Origin of the sequence: Leptolyngbya sp. FACHB-60, from assembly GCF_014695775.1 — a bacterium.
Lineage (GTDB): Bacteria > Cyanobacteriota > Cyanobacteriia > Phormidesmidales > Phormidesmidaceae > Nodosilinea.
The window spans coordinates 76052-94863 of sequence record NZ_JACJOX010000030.1; the positions used below are offsets into that span (position 1 = coordinate 76052).

The 18812-nt window shown below is 58.6% G+C and carries 17 protein-coding genes; 9 read left to right on the forward strand and 8 right to left on the reverse strand.

Annotation, left to right across the window (positions count from 1 at the left end):
- Positions 1-27: 27 nt before the first annotated feature.
- Positions 28-1689, reverse strand: coding sequence for a YcjF family protein (locus tag H6F57_RS28005; RefSeq protein ID WP_190795008.1), 1662 nt, complete (start codon positions 1687-1689; stop codon positions 28-30).
- Between the two features lie 339 nt (positions 1690-2028).
- On the opposite strand from H6F57_RS28005, the gene H6F57_RS12605 reads away from it, so the two are divergent.
- Both H6F57_RS12605 and bioD read left to right on the forward strand, forming a co-directional pair.
- A complete protein-coding gene (locus H6F57_RS12605) occupies positions 2029-3921 on the forward strand; it encodes a serine/threonine-protein kinase (protein ID WP_190629049.1) in 1893 nt (630 codons plus the stop codon).
- 111 nt (positions 3922-4032) lie between these two features.
- Complete coding sequence (gene bioD, locus H6F57_RS12610) at positions 4033-4749, forward strand: dethiobiotin synthase (protein WP_190629052.1); 717 nt, start codon at positions 4033-4035, stop codon at positions 4747-4749.
- 40 nt (positions 4750-4789) lie between these two features.
- Here bioD and H6F57_RS12615 read toward each other — a convergent pair whose 3' ends face one another.
- The gene (locus tag H6F57_RS12615; protein WP_190629054.1) at positions 4790-4990 is read right to left on the reverse strand and encodes a hypothetical protein; all 201 of its coding nucleotides are present in this window, start codon (positions 4988-4990) and stop codon (positions 4790-4792) included.
- Between the two features lie 466 nt (positions 4991-5456).
- Here H6F57_RS12615 and H6F57_RS12620 point away from each other — a divergent pair, with 466 nt between their 5' ends.
- Positions 5457-7526, forward strand: coding sequence for a hypothetical protein (locus tag H6F57_RS12620; RefSeq protein ID WP_190629056.1), 2070 nt, complete (start codon positions 5457-5459; stop codon positions 7524-7526).
- A gap of 101 nt (positions 7527-7627) precedes the next feature.
- Here H6F57_RS12620 and H6F57_RS12625 read toward each other — a convergent pair whose 3' ends face one another.
- The gene (locus H6F57_RS12625) at positions 7628-8251 is read right to left on the reverse strand and encodes an NUDIX hydrolase (protein ID WP_190629058.1); all 624 of its coding nucleotides are present in this window, start codon (positions 8249-8251) and stop codon (positions 7628-7630) included.
- 565 nt (positions 8252-8816) lie between these two features.
- On the opposite strand from H6F57_RS12625, the gene H6F57_RS12630 reads away from it, so the two are divergent.
- Both H6F57_RS12630 and H6F57_RS12635 read left to right on the forward strand, forming a co-directional pair.
- Complete coding sequence (locus H6F57_RS12630) at positions 8817-8999, forward strand: hypothetical protein (RefSeq protein ID WP_190629060.1); 183 nt, start codon at positions 8817-8819, stop codon at positions 8997-8999.
- A 216-nt stretch (positions 9000-9215) separates the two neighbouring features.
- A complete protein-coding gene (locus H6F57_RS12635) occupies positions 9216-9464 on the forward strand; it encodes a hypothetical protein (protein ID WP_199289827.1) in 249 nt (82 codons plus the stop codon).
- 85 nt (positions 9465-9549) lie between these two features.
- Here H6F57_RS12635 and H6F57_RS12640 read toward each other — a convergent pair whose 3' ends face one another.
- The gene (locus H6F57_RS12640) at positions 9550-10911 is read right to left on the reverse strand and encodes a gluconeogenesis factor YvcK family protein (protein WP_199289828.1); all 1362 of its coding nucleotides are present in this window, start codon (positions 10909-10911) and stop codon (positions 9550-9552) included.
- A gap of 342 nt (positions 10912-11253) precedes the next feature.
- Here H6F57_RS12640 and H6F57_RS12645 point away from each other — a divergent pair, with 342 nt between their 5' ends.
- The 4 genes from H6F57_RS12645 to H6F57_RS12660 all read left to right on the forward strand — a co-directional run bounded on the left by H6F57_RS12645 (position 11254) and on the right by H6F57_RS12660 (position 15251).
- Positions 11254-12123, forward strand: coding sequence for an ABC transporter ATP-binding protein (locus H6F57_RS12645; protein WP_190629065.1), 870 nt, complete (start codon positions 11254-11256; stop codon positions 12121-12123).
- A gap of 132 nt (positions 12124-12255) precedes the next feature.
- Entirely contained in the window at positions 12256-13485 is a 1230-nt protein-coding gene (locus H6F57_RS12650) for an MlaD family protein (protein WP_199289829.1), read from the forward strand.
- A 20-nt stretch (positions 13486-13505) separates the two neighbouring features.
- Positions 13506-13991 (forward strand): nitrate reductase associated protein, encoded by a 486-nt coding sequence (locus H6F57_RS12655; protein ID WP_190629068.1) that lies wholly within the window; start codon positions 13506-13508, stop codon positions 13989-13991.
- Positions 13992-14057: 66 nt separating this feature from the next.
- Complete coding sequence (locus tag H6F57_RS12660) at positions 14058-15251, forward strand: alpha/beta fold hydrolase (RefSeq protein WP_190629071.1); 1194 nt, start codon at positions 14058-14060, stop codon at positions 15249-15251.
- A 51-nt stretch (positions 15252-15302) separates the two neighbouring features.
- Here the strand turns inward: H6F57_RS12660 and dut are convergent, their stop codons facing one another.
- The 4 genes from dut to H6F57_RS12680 all read right to left on the reverse strand — a co-directional run bounded on the left by dut (position 15303) and on the right by H6F57_RS12680 (position 18788).
- Complete coding sequence (gene dut, locus H6F57_RS12665) at positions 15303-15734, reverse strand: dUTP diphosphatase (protein WP_190629074.1); 432 nt, start codon at positions 15732-15734, stop codon at positions 15303-15305.
- Positions 15735-15817: 83 nt separating this feature from the next.
- Complete coding sequence (locus H6F57_RS12670) at positions 15818-16654, reverse strand: queuosine precursor transporter (RefSeq protein ID WP_190629075.1); 837 nt, start codon at positions 16652-16654, stop codon at positions 15818-15820.
- A gap of 70 nt (positions 16655-16724) precedes the next feature.
- On the reverse strand, positions 16725-17732 hold the full coding sequence (fmt, locus tag H6F57_RS12675) for a methionyl-tRNA formyltransferase (protein WP_190629077.1): 1008 nt from the start codon (positions 17730-17732) through the stop codon (positions 16725-16727).
- Between the two features lie 3 nt (positions 17733-17735).
- Complete coding sequence (locus H6F57_RS12680; RefSeq protein ID WP_190629079.1) at positions 17736-18788, reverse strand: OmpA family protein; 1053 nt, start codon at positions 18786-18788, stop codon at positions 17736-17738.
- Between the last annotated feature and the right edge of the window lie 24 nt (positions 18789-18812).

Consider the following 18812-nt stretch of genomic DNA (forward strand, 5'->3'; position numbering starts at 1 on the left):
GGGGTGGGCGAGATAAGGGGGATGGGGCTAGTTGTGGGGTGGGGTGGTTTCGAGGGGGACGGCGGTTGCGGGGATGGTTTCGGCGATCGCATCGACAGCCATTGTGTCCAGATCTAGAGGTGGGGCGGTGCTGGCGGGGAGCTGGGCGGGGGAGGGCTTGAGAATATCGATGCCCTGTTTGGCGAGGGTTTGCAGCAGGCTGAGCTGGCGGTTTTGTCGGATGGTGCTTTGCAGGCGCTGGGCGATCGCGTCCCACGACAGTTCGCTAGTGGGGGTGCCGGCCAGGGCGGCTTGCTCAAAGTAGTCAACCAGGCTGAGGCCAGCCATGCGGGTGAGGTAGGCAGCGCTGAGCCCCTGCACTAGCCCCCCGGCTAGGTAGGTGGCGAAGTGGCTCTTGAGCACGGCGGTGAGCACCTGGGTCGAGAGTTCGACCAGGCCTAGCTTGACGGTAAGGCTGGCCAGAGTACCGGCAGCGGTTTTTGCCTCATTGAGAGTGAGGTTAAAGCCGTAGATTTTGCCCAGGTCGAGAATTAGCTGACCGTTGATGGCGACGGTGGCCAGCAGATCGAGGGTGGGCACGGGGTTGGCAAAGGCGGCGGCCCCGGCCACCCACTGAAGCTGCTCAATCAGCGGCAGGGCGCGATCGCGGCGCAGGCGGTTGAGGTCGGTTTGCACCTGCTGGCGCAGGGCCTGACTGCGGCGCAGCACCGTGGCGGCGACCAGGGTTGACCGTTCAGCCACTAGGGCGCGATCGAGGGCAGCTTGAAGTCCGGCGATCGCAGGCTCAGGCGTTTCCATAGTTTCTATAAATGTGCCGTCGGCCTGGTGGCGGCGCACCTTGATCGGTCGGGGGGCAGCGGCGGCGGTGACGACGGGCACAGCGGCGGGTAGAGTCGCCACCCGCTGCTGAAGCTGGGTCAAAATTGTCTGCTGGTCGGCAGCGTCGTAGTGATCGTGCTTATTGAAGACCAGCACCGCTCCCTGACCGGCGATCGCGCGCTCTCGCAGCAGGGTGAGAGCGCTGTCAGTAATGTCGCCGTCCGTAATCAGCAGCAGGCCGTCATAGTCGAGCCAGTCAGGGGTGGCGGTTAAGGCCACTTCTTCAAAGCTCAGGGCAGAGTCTTTCTCAACGGCTGCGTCGGCTGGGGGTGTGAGCAGGGTAAGCAGAGTGGTTTTGCCGGTGCGGGGTTCGCCTGCGATCGCTACCCGCAGCGTCGAGCGATCGAGTTCTGCCCCCAGAGCCAGGTGCCCCTGGCGATAGGTGGTGAGCGGCGCAGACTGGGCTACCTGACCAGCTGACTCGGCTTCTTGGGCCAGGGTGTCGATCAGGGCCGATAGGGTCGCTAGCTCGATTTCAACCCGAGAGCGATCGACCACGGGAGGCGCAATGGGCTTGGGGACCGTAGGCGTTGGCACACCCCGCCGCCACCACCACAGACCCGAGCCCATTGCAATGGCGCTGAGCAGCGTCGAGCTATCTAGCGGGTTGATGTGGGTGCTGCCCAGCAGGGCCAGGGTGGCAGAAAGGCCTAGACCGCCCACCAGCAGCGGTCGCTTCAGCAGCGCTGGCAGGGCCAACCTCGGCTGAAACTTGAGGGGAAACCCTTCCTCACTGGGGCCTGGATTCACCGGATCTACCTTGGTGGAATCTGTTGAGATATCGTTTTTGCCCGTTAACCCTAGCCCCATGGCCTCACTGCCTTCCTAATATGGGTTGCAATTAAGTGGTGATGACGGCACTGTTTGCTGTGCTGTTGCCCCTGTTCTAGCCTTGAACTGCGATCGCTGCCCTCAGCATCGCGTCAGCTCGCTCCGTTCTGTTCCAAGCGTCTGTCCTAGCTTTGGTGCCCGCTTTACTATTGTTGCAAAGGGGTTAGCATTCCTCCAGTAGGGTCTTCCTCCCCACGGGAGGCGTAGACGCCCGCCCAGGGTACCCATGAAGCGGTCGGTAATCCTACTGTAAACTGGTGTAGCGATCGCTCTGGCAGACTGGCTGCCTATTTTCAGCCCTGAATTGTTCCAACATCTATGCACCCCACCCTGACCCCTGGTACCACCCTTCAGAACCGCTACCGTGTGCTGCAAGAGCTGGGTCATGGTGGCTTTGGGCGCACCTACCTGGCCGAAGACCTGGGTCGCTTTAACGAACGCTGTGCCGTTAAAGAACTCGAACCCCAGCAGGGCGATCAGTTTTCCGACAAGGCGCTCCAGCTGTTTCAGCGCGAAGCCGCTATTCTCTACAGCATTGAGCATCCGCAGATTCCCAAGTTTCAGGCCATTTTTGAGGAAAACCAGCGCCTGTTTCTGGTGCAAGACTATATAGATGGCGTCACCTACCGCGACCTGCTCAACCAGCGTATCCAGCAGGGCATAGCCTTCTCAGAGGCGGAGGTGCGGCAGTTTTTGCAGCAGATACTGCCAGTGCTGGCCCACATTCACAACAAGGGGATTATTCATCGCGACATTAGCCCTGACAACATCATGCAGCGCCGCCCCGACAGTCTGCCGGTGCTGATCGACTTTGGGGTGGTAAAAGAAGTCGTCACCCGCATTCAGCCACCGGGCACCCTGAGCCAGGCCACCTCAGTGGGCAAGCTGGGCTATGCCCCCAGCGAGCAAATGCAGTCGGGCCGGGCCTACCCCAGCAGCGACCTCTATGCTCTGGCGGTGACCGCCATTGTGATGCTCACCGGCAAAGAGCCCCAGGAAATTTTTGACGACGTCAACCTCAGCTGGCATTTGCCTACTACCCTTAGCCCCGGCCTGCTTCAGGTGCTGCGGCGGGCCACCAGCTACCGACCGGGCGATCGCTACCAATCGGTGAGCGAAATGGCCCAGGCCCTCGGTGCTGGCGTCACAGCGTCTGACACGGCCGCCGCGTCGCCCTCCCAGGTGCGCACGGTGGCCGTGGGACGACAGTATCAGCCGACCAGGGTCGGTGCTGCCACCCAAGCGCCCAACTACACCGCTCCGGTGCCCATTGCCGAGCCCGCCTCCGTGTGGGAAAACCCCTGGGCCGTAGCTGTGATCGGCGGCATTTTGGCCCTGCTGGCGGGCCTCGGCGGCTGGACGCTGGTGAGTGTGCTCAACCGCACCCCAGCCCCTACCCCGGTGCCTAGCCCCGAGATTACCCTTGACCCCCAGCAGCCCCAGCCCACCCCCGAACCCACCGCTGAACCCACTCCCGAAACCAGCCCGGTCGAGTACAGCCAAAATCTGTCGATCGCACCGGGGAGCGATCGCACCGTCAGGGGCAGCCTGCGCAGCAACGAAACCATTAACTATCGCCTCAACGCCACTGCGGGTCAGGTGTTGCTAGCCCGCATGACCGGCGAAGGGGTGCTGGTTACTGTGCTCACTCCCGAAGGAGAGCCGGTGGATAGTTCGGCCCAGCGGGTGCTCAACTGGCAGGGCACCCTACCCGTCGATGGCGAATATATTGTGCAGCTGCGCCCGGTTCAGGGTCTAGAACAGAGCGACTACGAGCTAGAGGTGAGCCTGAGTGCCCAGCCTGACCCTGAAGCCACGGTTGAGCCCGAGCCCGAGCCCAGCGTCGAGCCGTCGCCTACGGTTGAGCCTCAACCCGAACCCGCGCCCGCGCCAAACCCCAACGCCAACGTGGTTGAGCAGCGGGTGCAAATTCCGCCGGGGCAAACCAGCGTGCAGGTGTCGGGCCAGGTCAACCAAGACCGCTCTCGCCGCTACATCGTCAATGCCCAGGAGGGCCAAGTGTTGGCCCTAGAGCTACCCAGCGTCAGCGGCCCGGTCACGCTAGACGTGCGTTTCCCGAATGGCGAACTGATTCCTGACGCATCGCGGGTGCTGTCGTGGCAGGGGCAACTACCCAGCAGCGGCAACTACATTGTGGATGTGTCTTCGCCCCGCCCGTCTAACTACGTGCTGACGATATCGGCAAACTAGGGGTGATGTAGAGGTTCAAGGTTTAGGGTTCAAGGTTCAGGGGGCAGCCTTAGACCTTATACCTTGCACCCTAAACTCATTCCTTGACTCAGGTTTTTTCTAAAGGGGCATATGGTTTCTTTGAATGCGCTACTGGTAGCCGGTACCGACACCGAAGTGGGTAAAACTGTTCTTACCAGTGCTCTATTGGCCTATTGGCAGCAGCATCGGCCAGCCCAGGCCCCGGTTGTGCTGAAGCCATTTCAGTCGGGGGTAGGCGATCGCGAGCTATACCAGCGCCTCTTTTTTCCTGACATGAGTCTGGATGCCATTACGTCCCAATATTTTGATGCGCCCCTGGCTCCACCCCTGGCTGCCGCCCTAGAGGGTCGCTCGGTAGATCTCACCTCGGCCTGGCGCACCTTGGAAACCGCTACCCAGCAACATTCTTGGGTGCTGGTAGAAGGGTTGGGGGGGCTGGGGTCACCAGTCACCTACGAACTCACCGTGGCGGATCTGGCGGCGGCCTGGCACCTGCCGGTGGTGCTGGTGGTGCCGGTCAGGCTGGGGGCGATCGCCCAGGCGATCGCCAACGTGGCCCTGGCTCGGCAAAACGCCATCGATCTGCGGGGCATTGTGCTCAACTGTCCTCAGCCCTGTACCCCTGAGCAGCTCGATCAGTGGGCTCCAGCGGGGCTGATCGCCAACCTGGCCCAGACCCCTGTGTTGGGCGTGCTGCCCTACCTATCTACCCCAGAGTCACCGACGGCCCTGGCGGCAGCAGCGGCCAATCTAGAGTTAGAGGCACTTTATCCAGCAACGGCACCGAACTTAGCAAAAAGCCGCTAGGCCAATTCCCAGCGGTCGGTGATGGCAGCAGTTAGCTGATTTAAGTGTTCACTTCGCGGTGAAATACGGCGGTAATGGCCTCCGTTCTGAGGTCAAGAACAGTCGTTTTGGTAGTTTTAACCGTAACCCCAACTCGATCTTCAGGGAAACAGTCGCGACTGCCCTTTTTGCACTCAGCCATGATCTCAACCATGGAAACTGTAGCGGCGGGAGGCAGAGTCGGCGGTAGCTGAAAAAACATAGTTAATTCCTATAGTCAGCCTGATGTGGTCGCCATTTTAGCCAACTCGGCGATCGCAGGGGACTATCATTTTAGCCAGAACCACTGATGCTGTTACAAAGCTTAAAACTTCACTCAAATACACCCATAATCAGGCTCTCGTAAAGCATGAAAAGCGACGAGCCGATCCCTGCAAAACAGAGTGAGGGCATTGCTGACCGGTGGCATCAATTTGGATAGGGTATCGGCGCAGCCAAGCCAAAGGCTTTACGGCCGTTTGCCCCTGCGAGAACCGTTGATTTTTTGGTTCATACCTGTATCCTGCAATCCCCAACGAAAGCCGTAGACTGCCCATGCCAGCAGAGAATACCCGGTGAGCCTAAGTCCCAGCCCCGTGAATTATTCTGACCAATAGCTTATCTGCCCTAGTCACTGACTAAAGGCAATGGTTCCTTTAGTTACAATCACCAGGCAGTGCGTTGCGGGCATGGCAGTGGCAATTATTCACGGCATCAAACTGGGTTCATGGCGGCGGTGGCGGTGGTTGGCGGTCATGCTGCTCACAACGTATATCACCGTGCAATTAGTGCCCTACGGCGCGCTGGCTGCGGTTTCGCCCTGGGCAACCAGGCAGACTCCAGCGGTTGACCCAACTCCTAATTATTTGGATATGTTGGCTCAGCTCGAACAGCTGCCCGGCGGCAGCGTGGCCCTGCCCAATTTTGACCCAGCGGTGAATGGGTTTCAGTTTTCTAACCAGGAGTTAACCCAGGCCATCGATATCACCCGCAACCCCCAGGCTTGGGAAGAGGTGCTGACCGAGCAGCTGCAACAGCTCTTCGGCACTCAGGTCTGTATCGGGGGCGAATCGACCACCTGTGTGCTGACCGCTGCTGCCCAAAGCTGGCTACAAACCCAACTGGGCCGCATGAACCAGGGTCTCTCAGAGGGCATGGCCGCTGCGGTGCTCGACCTATGGCAGCCCGGTCAGCCGCGCCTGCCCTGGTGGCAGCGGTTGGTCAATGCCCTGCTGGGTCGCACGGTGTTTGGCCTGGTGCGCACCCTGTTTGACCTGCAAACCTTCATCGCTAACCTGTTTTTGATGCAGGGGGTGACTGAGGTGGCCCAGCAGACCCAGACCGTGCGCGACACCTTTACCCCGACTCAAATTTTGCGATCGCTGCTAGGGGTCTTCCTCGGTGGCTCCCTCGACCCGTTCACCATGGGAGTCTACCGCCGCCTGGAGGGTGCCCTGACCGAGGGCCACAGTCTCACCCCTTACCGCGTCGAAGACCAGGGCCAGGGCAAATACTGGGTCTATGTCTATGACAGCAACTACCCCGCCGGTCGCCCCGGCGGCCCCACCGACCTCCACGTAGAGTTTGACACCCAGGCCGACACCTGGACCTACCAGCCCATCGCTAGCGGCCCAGTGTTTGAAGGCGACGACCAGAGCAAAACCCTCGATCTAACTCAGCGATCGTGGCGGCAGCCTCCGGACGAGCAACCGCTGGCCGCCACCGGCCCCTTCACCTGCCCTTTCTGTTACCCTGGGGCCGAAACTGAGGCCGAGGCTGGGATAAAAGCTGCTCCTACCGTAGACATCACCCTCATTGGAGAAGGATTACTCACCGTCATTCCCTACGAGGAGTCGGCGGACGCTGATCTAGCCCCACTCACTCTTAGCGGTCAAGATGTCGTAGAACTGGTGCCCTTCAAAGGTGGATTGAACCGCGAGGTGCCCGCCAGCTATCGGCTGTCCGCTGCCCAACTGGGGCATCCCCTCCAGGTCACCCTGACTGGGGTAGCTACGGCACCCGACCAGACCGCCACGCTCCAGCTTACGGGGCCAGGGTATACGGCCAACGTTGAGGAACTCAGGCTTGACCCCAGCCAAAGCCTCACCCTGTTTTTGGTGGCGAACGCCACTGGCCCGGAGATTACCCTGGTTGCCAACCGAGCCACCGACCTGCCTCGTCTGTCGATCAGTCTTACCGATGACACCAGCGCTTACCAGTTCAACTCCTCCAGTCCAGAGACCGGGTTTTCGATCACCGATCGCCAGGTGTCTAAAAGCTCTGGGTTTGACCTCAGCGGACTCAAGCTGCCAGCGGGCCAGCGTGTTGCCCTAGCTGCCAACACCGACCTCAAGCGCCTCTATTTTGCCGACGATACTCTAGCCTCTAGCCAGTACGCCCTCACCGTGAAAAATCGCATTGTGATCAAAGACCGCATTCAGCTCGGGGAACGCCAGCCTGATTTCGTCAACTACACCCTGGCCTACGACGAAGAAATGCGAGCTAGCGGGGTAGAGATCGAGAGCCAGCGCCAGGCCTTTTTTGACTACGATCCGGCTTTTGTCGACCCGGCTGAACTGCCTCGACAAACCTTGCTAGAGGCCTTTGACCAGCGCGATTTTCCCATTGCCGTTGCCTACGAACCTTTGATGGTCAGTGCAAATGGACCAAGCCCGCTGCGGCTGGTGCCCTCGGGGAGAGAACCTGTCGGTCAGCGGGTTTTTCAGGGGTCGCTGCGCAAGGCTGGCGGTAAGGGGTAGGGGTTTGGTTGGGGGATAGGGAAGATGAGGGAGGTGAGGGAGGTGGGGTAGGGGACGGCGACATGTATTGTCCATTAGTCATCGTCTAGGGTGATCACCCATCAGTCGAAGTGGGGTAGGAGAGTGGGGTCGTTGAGACACGCAAAGCAGTGCTGGAGCTGGCCGAGGCTGGTGCGGCCTGGGGAGAGGGGGGGCTGGTCGTCGGGGCCAAAAAAACTCATGGTGGTGGTTTCGTAGCTGGGGGTGGGCTGACCGCCGGTAATTTCGCAGCGAAAGAAGAGCTTGTAGCTATGGAACGGGGCGGGGGGATGGCCGTGGAGAGGGTTGGCGCGATCGTACACGGCCAGCAGCTGAGTGGCCTTTGCTTGGTAGCCTGACTCTTCAAAGATTTCTCGCTCGATGGCCTGGCTAGGGGAGTCGCCAATGTCGGCCCAACCACCGGGCAGGGCCCACAGACCATCGGAGCTTTCTTGCACGAGCAAAATTTTGCCGTCTCGAAACACTGCGCCCCGGACTTCGACCTTAGGAGTGGCGTGGCCGACATCCTGCCGGAGCAGATCGGCGATGGTGGCGGGGTCAGCCTCAGCCTGGGCGGCGAGCATGGCCACGGCAATCTGATGCACCTGCTCGTAACGCGCTACGTCAAAGGGATGATTTTTATAGTTCAGTCCGGTTTGGGCAATGCCCTGAAGTTGCTGAATCCAGCCTAGCCATGGAGAAGTCATAGGAAGCGATCAATCCATCGATTTGAGTCACCCAAAGTTTAGGGCTTGGCTTTGGGTACTGAACTCAAATTCCTGTAATTCTGACATGTTGGCGGCCGTCTGACGGAGAAGAATGCACGGTTTTGGCGAACATTTAGAATCGTGCAACAGTGACCGAATTCAAGTTAACAACCCAACTGATCATGCCGCCGCCGAGAATGCATCTAACCTAAGGAGGAATCCGAGAAAAACCGGATAAACCTTAGAAGAACTGCCGCGATCTATGAGTATTTCTACTGCTTCTTCAGTGATTTTGCGGAACTGATAGAGAATTCATAAAACTTTAGTTAACCTTCCTTTGATGGCAAAAATTATGTGATTCCTCGACCAGTAAACGGTAAATCAAGGGATTGACAAGCTACACCGGGGGTGCGATCGCCTCGTAACATCCAGTTACACGGCTTCTCTGCAACAAAGCCTTAGATTACTTAATAAAATTCTCATGAAGGCGGTGATAGGATTTCCTCAAGTAAGCCATAAGCTTTTCTTACCGTTGCTGGTCGCTGTTATCTGGAGATTCTTAATCATGTCTAATAGCCCTGTTGGAATTAAGCCCGAAACCCGGAATCACAAGGGATTTTTTGTACAAGATGCAGACTACGAACTGGTCAGTATCGAATCCTCTGGCTGGGCCCTCATTTGCGTGGATGATGCCGTTTGTCACTACGTTGACCCCGACAATCTGCTGATTCAGAATCTTGAAGCTTAAGATAACTCCAGGCCAGCTACCTGCCTTAGCCAAGGCAATTTTGTATCAATCAGTTAATACGCTTTAGTCTTTTTGGTAGGCTGCTCTAGATCCTTAGAGCAGCCTATTTTTGACTTAAAATTGGTGCTGACCGAGATCGAGGCTCGTCAGCTCAATCTCTCCCACTGTCTCCTTCATCTAGGCTGATTTATCCTCAACCCTATGAAACAAACGCCCATGACACAACGCATTTCTAACCTGATCAGCTGGGTGCTGGTGGCCGATTTGGGCCTGGTGCTGCTTAGCCTGGGCTGGTTTTTGGTGGCCGTGCTGGGGCACAGCATGAATGTTGACCTCGGGTTAGACCTCTGGTACTCCCTCTGGAACCCGCTGATTATGCCCGCTCTTAGTGTGCTGATGGCCGGGGCAATCGCCAGCGGCATCGTCGGTTGGGTTGGTCGCCGCTTTAACGCCGACGCCTCCTAGGAATTACAGGTTTAGGGTTCAAGGTATTAGGTATAAGGGCGCGGCTCTGAACCCTAGACCCTAGACCCTAGACCTTATACCCTGCTTACCAAAGCCGCTGCGTGCGCGTATACCACCGCAGCAGCACCCGCGCCAGCCGTTCGCTGTGGTGGCGCACCGTCAGATCCGCACTCTCTTCCATCACGTTGGCGGCGATAATGCGACGGCCCGAGTCGAGAATGGCGGCGCGATCGAGCAGTACTGGCCCTACCCCCGCCTTGGCGTAGTGGCTAATTATCGGATCGGAAGGCATCACCTTTTGCACCAGCACGGCATCAAATAGGTAGCAGCCGCAGGCCGAGTCGATCGCTCGAATGTGGTCAGATACCGAAAAGCCGTCGGTTTCGCCCGGCTCGGTCATGATGTTGCAGATATAGATGCGAGGCACCTGCCGCGCTGCGATCGCCTTTACTAGATCGGGCACCAGCAGGTTAGGAATAATGCTGGTATAGAGACTGCCGGGGCCAATCACGATGTAGTCGGCCTCCTCAATGGCTTTGACCGCCTTGGCTAAGGCGGGCGGGTTGGGGGGTAGGCAGCCGATGTGAACAATCCGGCCCCGCGCCTCAGTGATTTTTGACTCACCGACAATTCGGCGACCGTCCTCTAGCTCGGCCCACAGTTGCACATCCACTGAGGTCGAGGGCAGCACCTGGCCCTGCACCGCCAACACCTTAGAACTGGCCGCGATCGCCTGCTCCAGATCCCCCGTAATCTCGTTCATAGCGGTCAAAAACAGATTGCCAAAGCTGTGGCCTACCAGACCGCTGCCCGACTCAAACCGATACTGAAACAGCTCCGTCAGCAGCTTTTCTTCGTCTGCTAGGGCCGCCAGGCAGTTGCGAATATCTCCCGGCGGCAGCACTCCCATCTCGCGCCGCAGCCGCCCCGACGAGCCGCCATCATCTGCCACCGTCACAATGGCCGTAATATTCGAGCTGTAGCGCTTCATACCCCGCAGCAGGTTAGATAGCCCGGTGCCGCCGCCCACCACCACAATCTTTGGCCCCCGCGACAGCCGCCGCTGGGCCAGCAGGGCGTCGAGCAGATCCTCCGCATTCCCTGGAATTAACACATCGGTGATGGCCCCCACCGTGCGGCTCTGGCCCCAAAAAATCAGCCCTAGCCCCAGCAAGATGCCCAGGGGGCCGCTGACGTAGTTGGGCACGTGGGTCGTAAAAGCCCGCAGCGCCGCCCCGAGAAGCCGCCCCGTGTAAAATACCGGCGTCAGCTTGAGCCAGATCATGCCGCCAACCCCGACCAGCAGCACCCCAGCCATGCTGAGCAACAGCCAGCGCTTAACTAGCAGCCCCGGTGCCAGCCACCACACGAGCCGATTAACCCGCCGCGGCGGGGCCAGGGTTAACGTCTCCCGTCTGACCCGACGAAACAGCCGGGTCAGGGCCATATAAAAAGGTTTTAAGAACATGAAAGGAGGTCGATAGCGATCTGACCAACCTGAGCGGCGGTTTGCAACGGACAGTAGGGCTGCAGGCGATCGGGCTTTTGTACCTAGCCCCATCACTTATCCCAGGCAACTTTCCCATGGGTGGATGAAATTTGCCCAGGTGTTTCAAACAGCCTTTGATAGGATGAGCACCAGCGCCTTCGATTTTAGCGGCTATTTGATAGAGTCAAGGCATGGATATGCCCAGGGGCTGTTAATGGTTGGTAAACTCAACCGCTTGGCCCGCCAAACCTAGGCAACCAGACCGCTGAGCAGACACGGGTACTCCCATCGGTAAAGCCTATGGCCGATCTCCACGATTCCAGCACTATCCCAGGGCAATCCAGTGTGCCTGTGTCTCCCCGTGCCGCCCAGCCCGGTGCGGTGGGCTGCGACGACGAGGTTCTGCTAGAGCTCAAGGGCATCTCGAAACAGTTTGGCGACAATCAGGTGCTTGATAACGTCGATCTCACGCTACACCGAGGCGAGGCGGTGGCCATTATTGGCCCCTCAGGCACCGGGAAATCGACTATTTTAAGAATCATTGCCGGGTTGCTTGCCCCTGACGAAGGCGAGATCTATGTGCAGGGGAACCGGCGGAATGGGCTAATCGAAGATTCGCCAGATCCGGTGGGCATTGGCATGGTGTTCCAGCAAGCAGCGCTGTTTGACTCTCTCTCAGTAGCTGAGAATGTAGGGTTTTTGCTCTATCAGCACTCTCGACTGCCCGCCCACCAGATTCGCGAGATTGTCGATGACGTGCTCGACATGGTGGGGCTACCGGGTACGGGCAGCCGCTACCCGGCGGAGCTGTCGGGGGGCATGCGCAAGCGGGTGAGTTTTGCCCGGGCGATTGTCTCAAACCCTGAAAATCCTCAGGATCGACCGGCACTGCTGCTCTACGATGAACCTACGGCTGGCCTCGACCCGATCGCCTCCACGGTGATCGAAGATCTGATTCGTGCCATTCAGCGCAACAATGGGTGCAGCTCGTACTTAATTGTCACCCACCAGGACAGCACCATTCGCCGCACTGCCGATCGGGTGATTTTTTTGCACCGGGGCAAGATTCAGTGGCAGGGACCGGTCGCCGCCGTCGACGAGACTGATAACCCCTTTGTGCGGCAGTTCTTTAGCGGCCGGGTGGAGGGGCCAATTCAGATGGTGCAGTAGGCCTAGACTGGCAGCGCCATTGTTAACCTCGCTCAGGTAGAGCTGATTCGGTAGAGAATGGAATTGTGAGTAAGCCGTTGAGCGGCTGAGTTAAGGGGCACCATGCGGGCAAGGGCAATTCGAGAAGGATCGGTGGGACTGTTAATTCTCATAGCGGTAGGGCTGTTTGCCGGTCTGGTGCTGTGGCTGCGGGGGCTAAACCCAGGCAAACAGACCTACCGAGCCACTATTGTGTTTGACAACACTCTGGGCATGCAGGAGGGCACCAGCGTGCGCTACCGGGGAGTGCCCGTAGGGCAGGTGTTGAGGATTATGCCTACTACCAATGCTGTAGACGTGGCGGTGGAAATTGGCAGCAGCGAGCTGCGTATTCCCCGCGATGCCGTGGTTATGGTCAACCAGTCGGGGCTGATTGGCGATACCACCATCGACATTACTCCCCAGCGGCGGCTGAGTGAGCAAGAGCTAGCTGTCGACCCAAGGGGGAAGAGCTGTCTCGGACAGATGGTTATCTGTGATGGCGATCGCCTCAACGGTCAAGTGGGAGCCAGCTACGAGTCACTGCTTCTCTCGGCCGAAAGGCTCGCCAATGCCTTTGCCGATCCAGAGCTGATTGCCGACCTCAAAGTTACCCTCAACAATGCCACCACCCTGACCGAGAGCGCCAGCCTGCTGTCAACGGAGCTGATTGTGCTGTCGCGGCAGCTACAGACCGACCTAAGGCCATTGATGGCTTCAGCCAACCGGGCCACTGACAATGTCAGCAGCGCCGCCGCCCAGTTTCAAATTACCGGCACTGAGCTCAACCGTCTGGTGGTCACTAACCGGGGCACCCTGGTGAATACCCTCAGCAATCTCGATCGCAGCGCCACCCAAATTCAGTCCATTACCACCACCCTCAGTCCGGCCTTTCAGGAGGGCCAATTTATTGCCAACCTTGAGCGCCTCTCCGCCGATGCCGCTGTGGCTGCCGCCGATATTCGCTCGATCACAGGCACCTTCAACAGCGCTGAAAACTTGGTCATGCTCCAGCAAACCCTAGATTCGGCCCGCAACGTCTTTCAAAGCGCCCACAAGGTGATGGCCGACGTGGATGAGCTGACCGGTGACCCGGTTCTGCGTCGCAACCTGCGCGATTTGATCAACGGGCTCAATAGTCTAGTATCGCTGACCAACCAGCTAGAGCAGGCCAGCCAGGTGGCTGGGTCGCTCACCCCTGCCGCTGGTGCCCAGGTTGAGCGGGTCACCTTTACCCCCATACCGGCTCCGCCACCGCCTACTGGGACTGGCCCTACCCCGGTGACTATTACCCACCAGGGGCAGACCTATCGGCTCGACGTGCATTCAATTCAGCCCCGTTAGGACCGTTGCCCCAACACGTTATGACCCAGGCCAATACATCCCTAGAAACCAACGATTTCTTTCAGTTTGAGGCTGACTTTGTGGAGTCGCTGCGCTGCATTCCCATGCAGGTGCGACTCAAGCTCGACACCTGTGGCGTCAAGCTCAAGCTAGAGCATTGGCATCGGTTTAGCGAGGCCGATCGCGAACAACTCACCCAGCTCCAGTGCAGCGATCGCGACTCTACGGTGGCCTATACCGCCTACGTGCAGACGCTGGTGCACCGCGTTCAGGGCACCCCCGCCTCTACCCTCGCCATCGACCCCCAACCTCCCTGGCACAATGGGGAGGTCATCCCCGAAGATGTGCAGGCGCAGGCGCAGGTGCTGGGGGCTGAAATTGGGCTGGAGCAGTGGCGATCGCTGCGGCCCCTGCAACGCTTCGCTCTAATTAAGCTCAGCCGCCCTAGCCACGAAAACCGCAATTTTTATCCCGCCCTGGTGGAATTTGGGCTAGTGTCTCTGTAGCAACCGGGGGAGGCGGCTTTAGTCTTCCGACGGTAGTTCAGATGTAGTCCTCACCCCCCTAGGCTCATGGTCACCCTGCAAACCAGCCCCACGACACCGACTCACGATCAGCTCCAGACTACGCGGCAGCGCATTGACACCTACGTACAAACGATTGCCGCCCGTCCCGACCGGCGAGATGGCGCTTTTCCCTACTACCTGTTTCACGAGGCCAACACCCCAATTAAGGGCACCGTCTTGATGTTCCACGGGTTCAGTGCCAAACCCCACCAGATGTCGCGTCTGGCCGACTATCTGTTTCGCAATGGCTTCAATGTTTATCAGGCGACGCTGGCGGGCCATGCCTATATCAATCCCGACCAAAACTGGCCCCAGGTTGACCTCAAACCCGAAATTTTGGTTCCCCTACGGAAAAAAGTCAGCGCCGACCCGGTGCTGCAACACTTTCTTGCCAACCTGGCGGCCTCGGGCGAGGGTGCCACCACCCCGACCCCTGTACAGATGGTTGGGCTGATGGCCCGCCTTAGCAAGCTAGAACCCCGCCTGCTGGATATTATTGCGGCGATCGAGCGCGAAAACGACCCTGACTTTGACCGCTATTTTGTATCGTCTCACCTGGCCTACCTAAGCGACGCCCAGGCTCGCCTGGCCGAGCTAGAGGCGCTACCTGGCCCCATCTATACAGTGGGCCTATCTGTTGGTGGAGCCGTGGCCCTGGCCCTGGGGGCCAAAAACCCCCAGCGAGTTGCCAAAGTGGTGGCCTTTGCGCCGCTGCTAGAGGTGTATGGCGGAGAAACCCGCGAGCGCTACATCAACCTAGCTGGCCCGTTGGATGTCAAAGAATTTGGTTGGGATGAACTACGGTTTCCGTTGGGCTGTTTTACGGCCGCCAATCGGTTTGGTTCGTTTGTGCAAAGTAAAGACAACGTTGCAGCCCTGCGCTCCCAGCCAACGCTGATGATTTTGACCGAAAACGAAGATGCCGCTGACCTACGAACCAACCAAAAATTTGCGCAGTCTCTCAGTCAGCCCTCAATGTTCAAGCGCTACGACAACCACTACCTGTACACTTTCCCCAGCGAGGCCTTGGTACCCCATCCGATGGTTGACCCGCTAGAGGTGAGCCAAAACATGAGCAACGAATACTGGAAGCCTATGTATCAGGAGACCTTTCGCTTTTTGACCCAAACCGAGTTTAAGAGCCGCAGCTTAGCGCAGATTAACAAAGTGTCAGACCTACCGGCTGTACTGCCAATTTAACTCTATTGAGTCGATCTAGCGATGACCTGACTGTTTTCTAAAACAATCAGGTCATGACATTCCCGTTGAGCCAAATCCTTGCGGGCCTCTTAGGGTTTGAGTTAGCTCATTGGTTTCTTCAATTTCAACTCGAAGTACTGGTTTAATAACCATTTGAGCAATTTTCATGCCCTTGGTGACCTGAAAGGCTTGCCTGCCATGGTTAATTAAAATTACGCCAATTTCGCCTCGATACCCTTCATCAATCGTGCCTGGGGTATTGAGCACTGTCACCGAGTGCTTCAGCGCTAACCCGCTTCGAGGACGTATTTGAGCTTCAGTGCCTTGGGGTAGCGCGATCGCGATTCCAGTGTGGACGAGAGCGGCATCACCAGCAGCAATTTCTACGTCGTCAATGGAGTAGAGATCCAGCCCAGCATCTCCTGGATGAGCATAGGACGGAAGAATGGCTAAGTCATGGATTTTTCTGATTTTGAGCTTCATTTTTAGACCAAGTCACTATGCCTGGAGCTACCAGCAATGGTTTATAGGAAAAATTCTTGTAGAGGTACAATCCTAGAGAAAAATCATCGGGAACCATCGGTTAGTTTTGCCCTAGGCGGCTCAGGCGAAGGTGCTTTGATTTCGGCAATGGGAGATTCTAACCCCAAATAGTTTGATAGCCAAAATACGCTTAGGTAAAACGGCCCTGTGTCGAGCAAGGCGGCTACTAGCTTAAACAAGTAGCCATAGCCTATAAAGCGAATGAGCTGCGGCCACAGCTCTTGGCTTGCATCGATGGGCAGCGCTCCGGCGAGAAAGTGGGTAATCAGCACTACGGCGGTGGTATCGACCAGTTGGCTAACCAGGGTGGATCCGTTGTTGCGTAGCCACAGATGCTTACCGTTGGTCAGCTCCTTCCAGAAGTGAAACAGGTAGACATCGACAAATTGGGCCATTAGATAGGCCAGCATGGAGGCTGTTACCGCCCCAAAGGTGAGATTGCGAATCTCGAAGAAGACTGGCAGTCGCCCGGCGGCATCGCGCAATAGCTCGCCCGTGGCTGGGTCGGTGGCCTCAAGCCCTGGCAGCACGCCCCCCAGCCAAACAATAAACAGCACCCACAGATTGAGCAACAGCCCTACCCAGACCACCTGATTAGCCCGCTCTTTGCCATAGAGTTCTGAGATCAGGTCGGTGCAGAGAAAGGTCAGGGGGTAGGGCAGCACCCCTACCGCCACGGTGACGGCAAAATCGCCCCAGGTGAATATGTTAATGAACCGGCTAATGCCCAGAATGTTGAGCATCCCTAGGGTGCCAAGGAACAGCCCTCCCAGCACCAAAAACACGGCTTCTCGGCGGGCTTGCAGATGTTCCGGTACGGGGCCATAGACCGCCGCAGATACTGAGGGCGCTTTTTCCATCGATCGTTATCTCTGCGGAGAGGATGGCCAAATAGATCTAGCTGACTACATAGAGTTTGAGGCGGTTGGCCTAGCCGAGGGATTCGCCAATTTGTAGGCGGCTGCCATTGACGAAATCGCCCCCTACCTGAGCCTGTTTGCCGCTGGGTTTGACCTGGCGCAGCAGCAGCAGCCCGTCGCCGGTCTGCACCAGGGGGCCTTGACCCTTGAGCAATCCCACGATGGTGCCGGGGGGAGAAGTGTGCTGGATGGCTTCAGCGATCGCTGCCTCCCCCGCCTCCCGCATGGCCACCAAATCTGACGGCAGTTCTGCCCAGTAAGGTTCTCCTAGGGGAACCGTAGACATGACCTTGAGCGGCTGCCCGCGAAAGGTCGTGACGCAGTTGGGGTAGAAGCCGCGTACCTGGTTGTGAATTGCGATCGCAGTCTTCCCCCAGTCCAGCTCAAAATCGTCTTTTTGAATCAGGGGCGCGTAGGTGGCCAGGGCCTCATCCTGGGGTACTGGGCTGAGCACCTCAGCCGCCAAGCCGTGCAGGGTTTCTACCAGCAAACCGGCGCACTGTTGAGCCAGGGCTGTCGCCACCTCCCCAGCGGTATCGAGCAGACCAATGGGCAAGGTTGACTTGAGCAGCATGTCGCCGGTATCCATGCCCAGGTTCATCAGCATAGTGGTCATGCCGGTGACGGTGTCGCCGTTGACGATACACCACTGAATTGGGGCGGCTCCCCGGTAGGCGGGTAGTAGCGAGCCGTGGCCGTTGATGCAGCCCAGCCGAGGCATATCCAAAATGCGTTGGGAGAGCAGTTGACCGTAGGCCACTACCACAAAGGCATCGGCCTGGATGGCTTCTAGGGCGGTCAGGGTCGGCTCATCTTTTTTGATGCGGGTGGGTTGCAGGACTGGACAGTTGGCCTGGAGGGCGATCTGTTTTACAGGCGAAGCATCTACCTGACTCCCCCTGCCCCGGCGGCGATCGGGCTGAGTAACAACGGCGGCCACCTCAAACCCTGGCTCGGCCAGCAGCCGCTGGAGGCTGGGCACAGCAAAGTGAGGGGTTCCAAAAAATACAAGTCGCATTGGTTAGTTACCTGGCACGATGCCGATTTCAACCCGCTGGTTGCGCTGCTGGTCGGCGGGGGTGGTGCCCACAGCTGTGGGCCGGGTTTGACCATAGCCCACCGGCACCCAGCGAATACCTGAGCCCTCTAGCTGAGGGCTCAGGTATTGCTGCACCGCCACGGCCTGTTGCAGGGTGAGCTGACTGGCCAGGTCAGGGGATGACGCACCGTCGGTATGACTGCCCACTAGCAGGGTCGCGGCCCCGTAGCGGCGCAGATCGGAGGCAATGCTGTCGAGCAGCTGCTGACCAGAGGGAGTGAGAATGCTGCTGCCCGGAGCAAAGAGCAGGGCGCTGGGCAATACGACGCGATCGCGCACCAGCGGAAAGCGCGGCTCCTGGTAAGGCACCCGAGCCGCTGGTGCTGTCTCATCTGTTCCAGCTTCAGGCGGTGGCTCAGGCGCTGGAGTCTTTGCCGCAGAAGCTTGGGGTGCGCCCCTGGGTACAGTTTCGGCACCGAGTCGCTGATCAAGACGCTGTAGGCGATCTTCAAGCGTACCGGTGGGCGTAGCACCCAGGCTGGTTTCTAGCTCGCTCAGGCGGGCATTAAGGCCAGCTAGATCTTGGCGCAGGGCGGTGAGGTCGGTTTGAATGCGATCGCGCTCAGCCTCAGGTACAGGCGGTGAAGCCTCTGGTGCAGCCGTGACGCCAGAAGCTTCTGATGGGGAAGCCTCTGGTGCCGGAGCCACCTCATCGACAACCCCGTCAACTGGGCCATCGCTCTGCCACCAGCTAGGCAGCTGCCGCAGCTTGCGCCCGGTCTGACTGCCCTGGCGCAGGATCACTTCCGTCAGCGGCGGGTCGGGATTACGGGAGGGCATCGCTTGGGCCACCAGCATACCCACCAGCCAGCCCAAGCTGACCCCGGCACCCAAAATAATCAGGCGCACCACCACAGTCCACAGCGCATGCAGCCCCGCCCAAGGTCGAGACTTGGGCGCAGGCAGTGGGGCAGAGCGGGGAGCTGCCGGAGCAGGGTCTGAGGGCAACGGTGGCAGATCAGGGGAATCAGCCATGACGCGATCGGGCTAGAAACATTG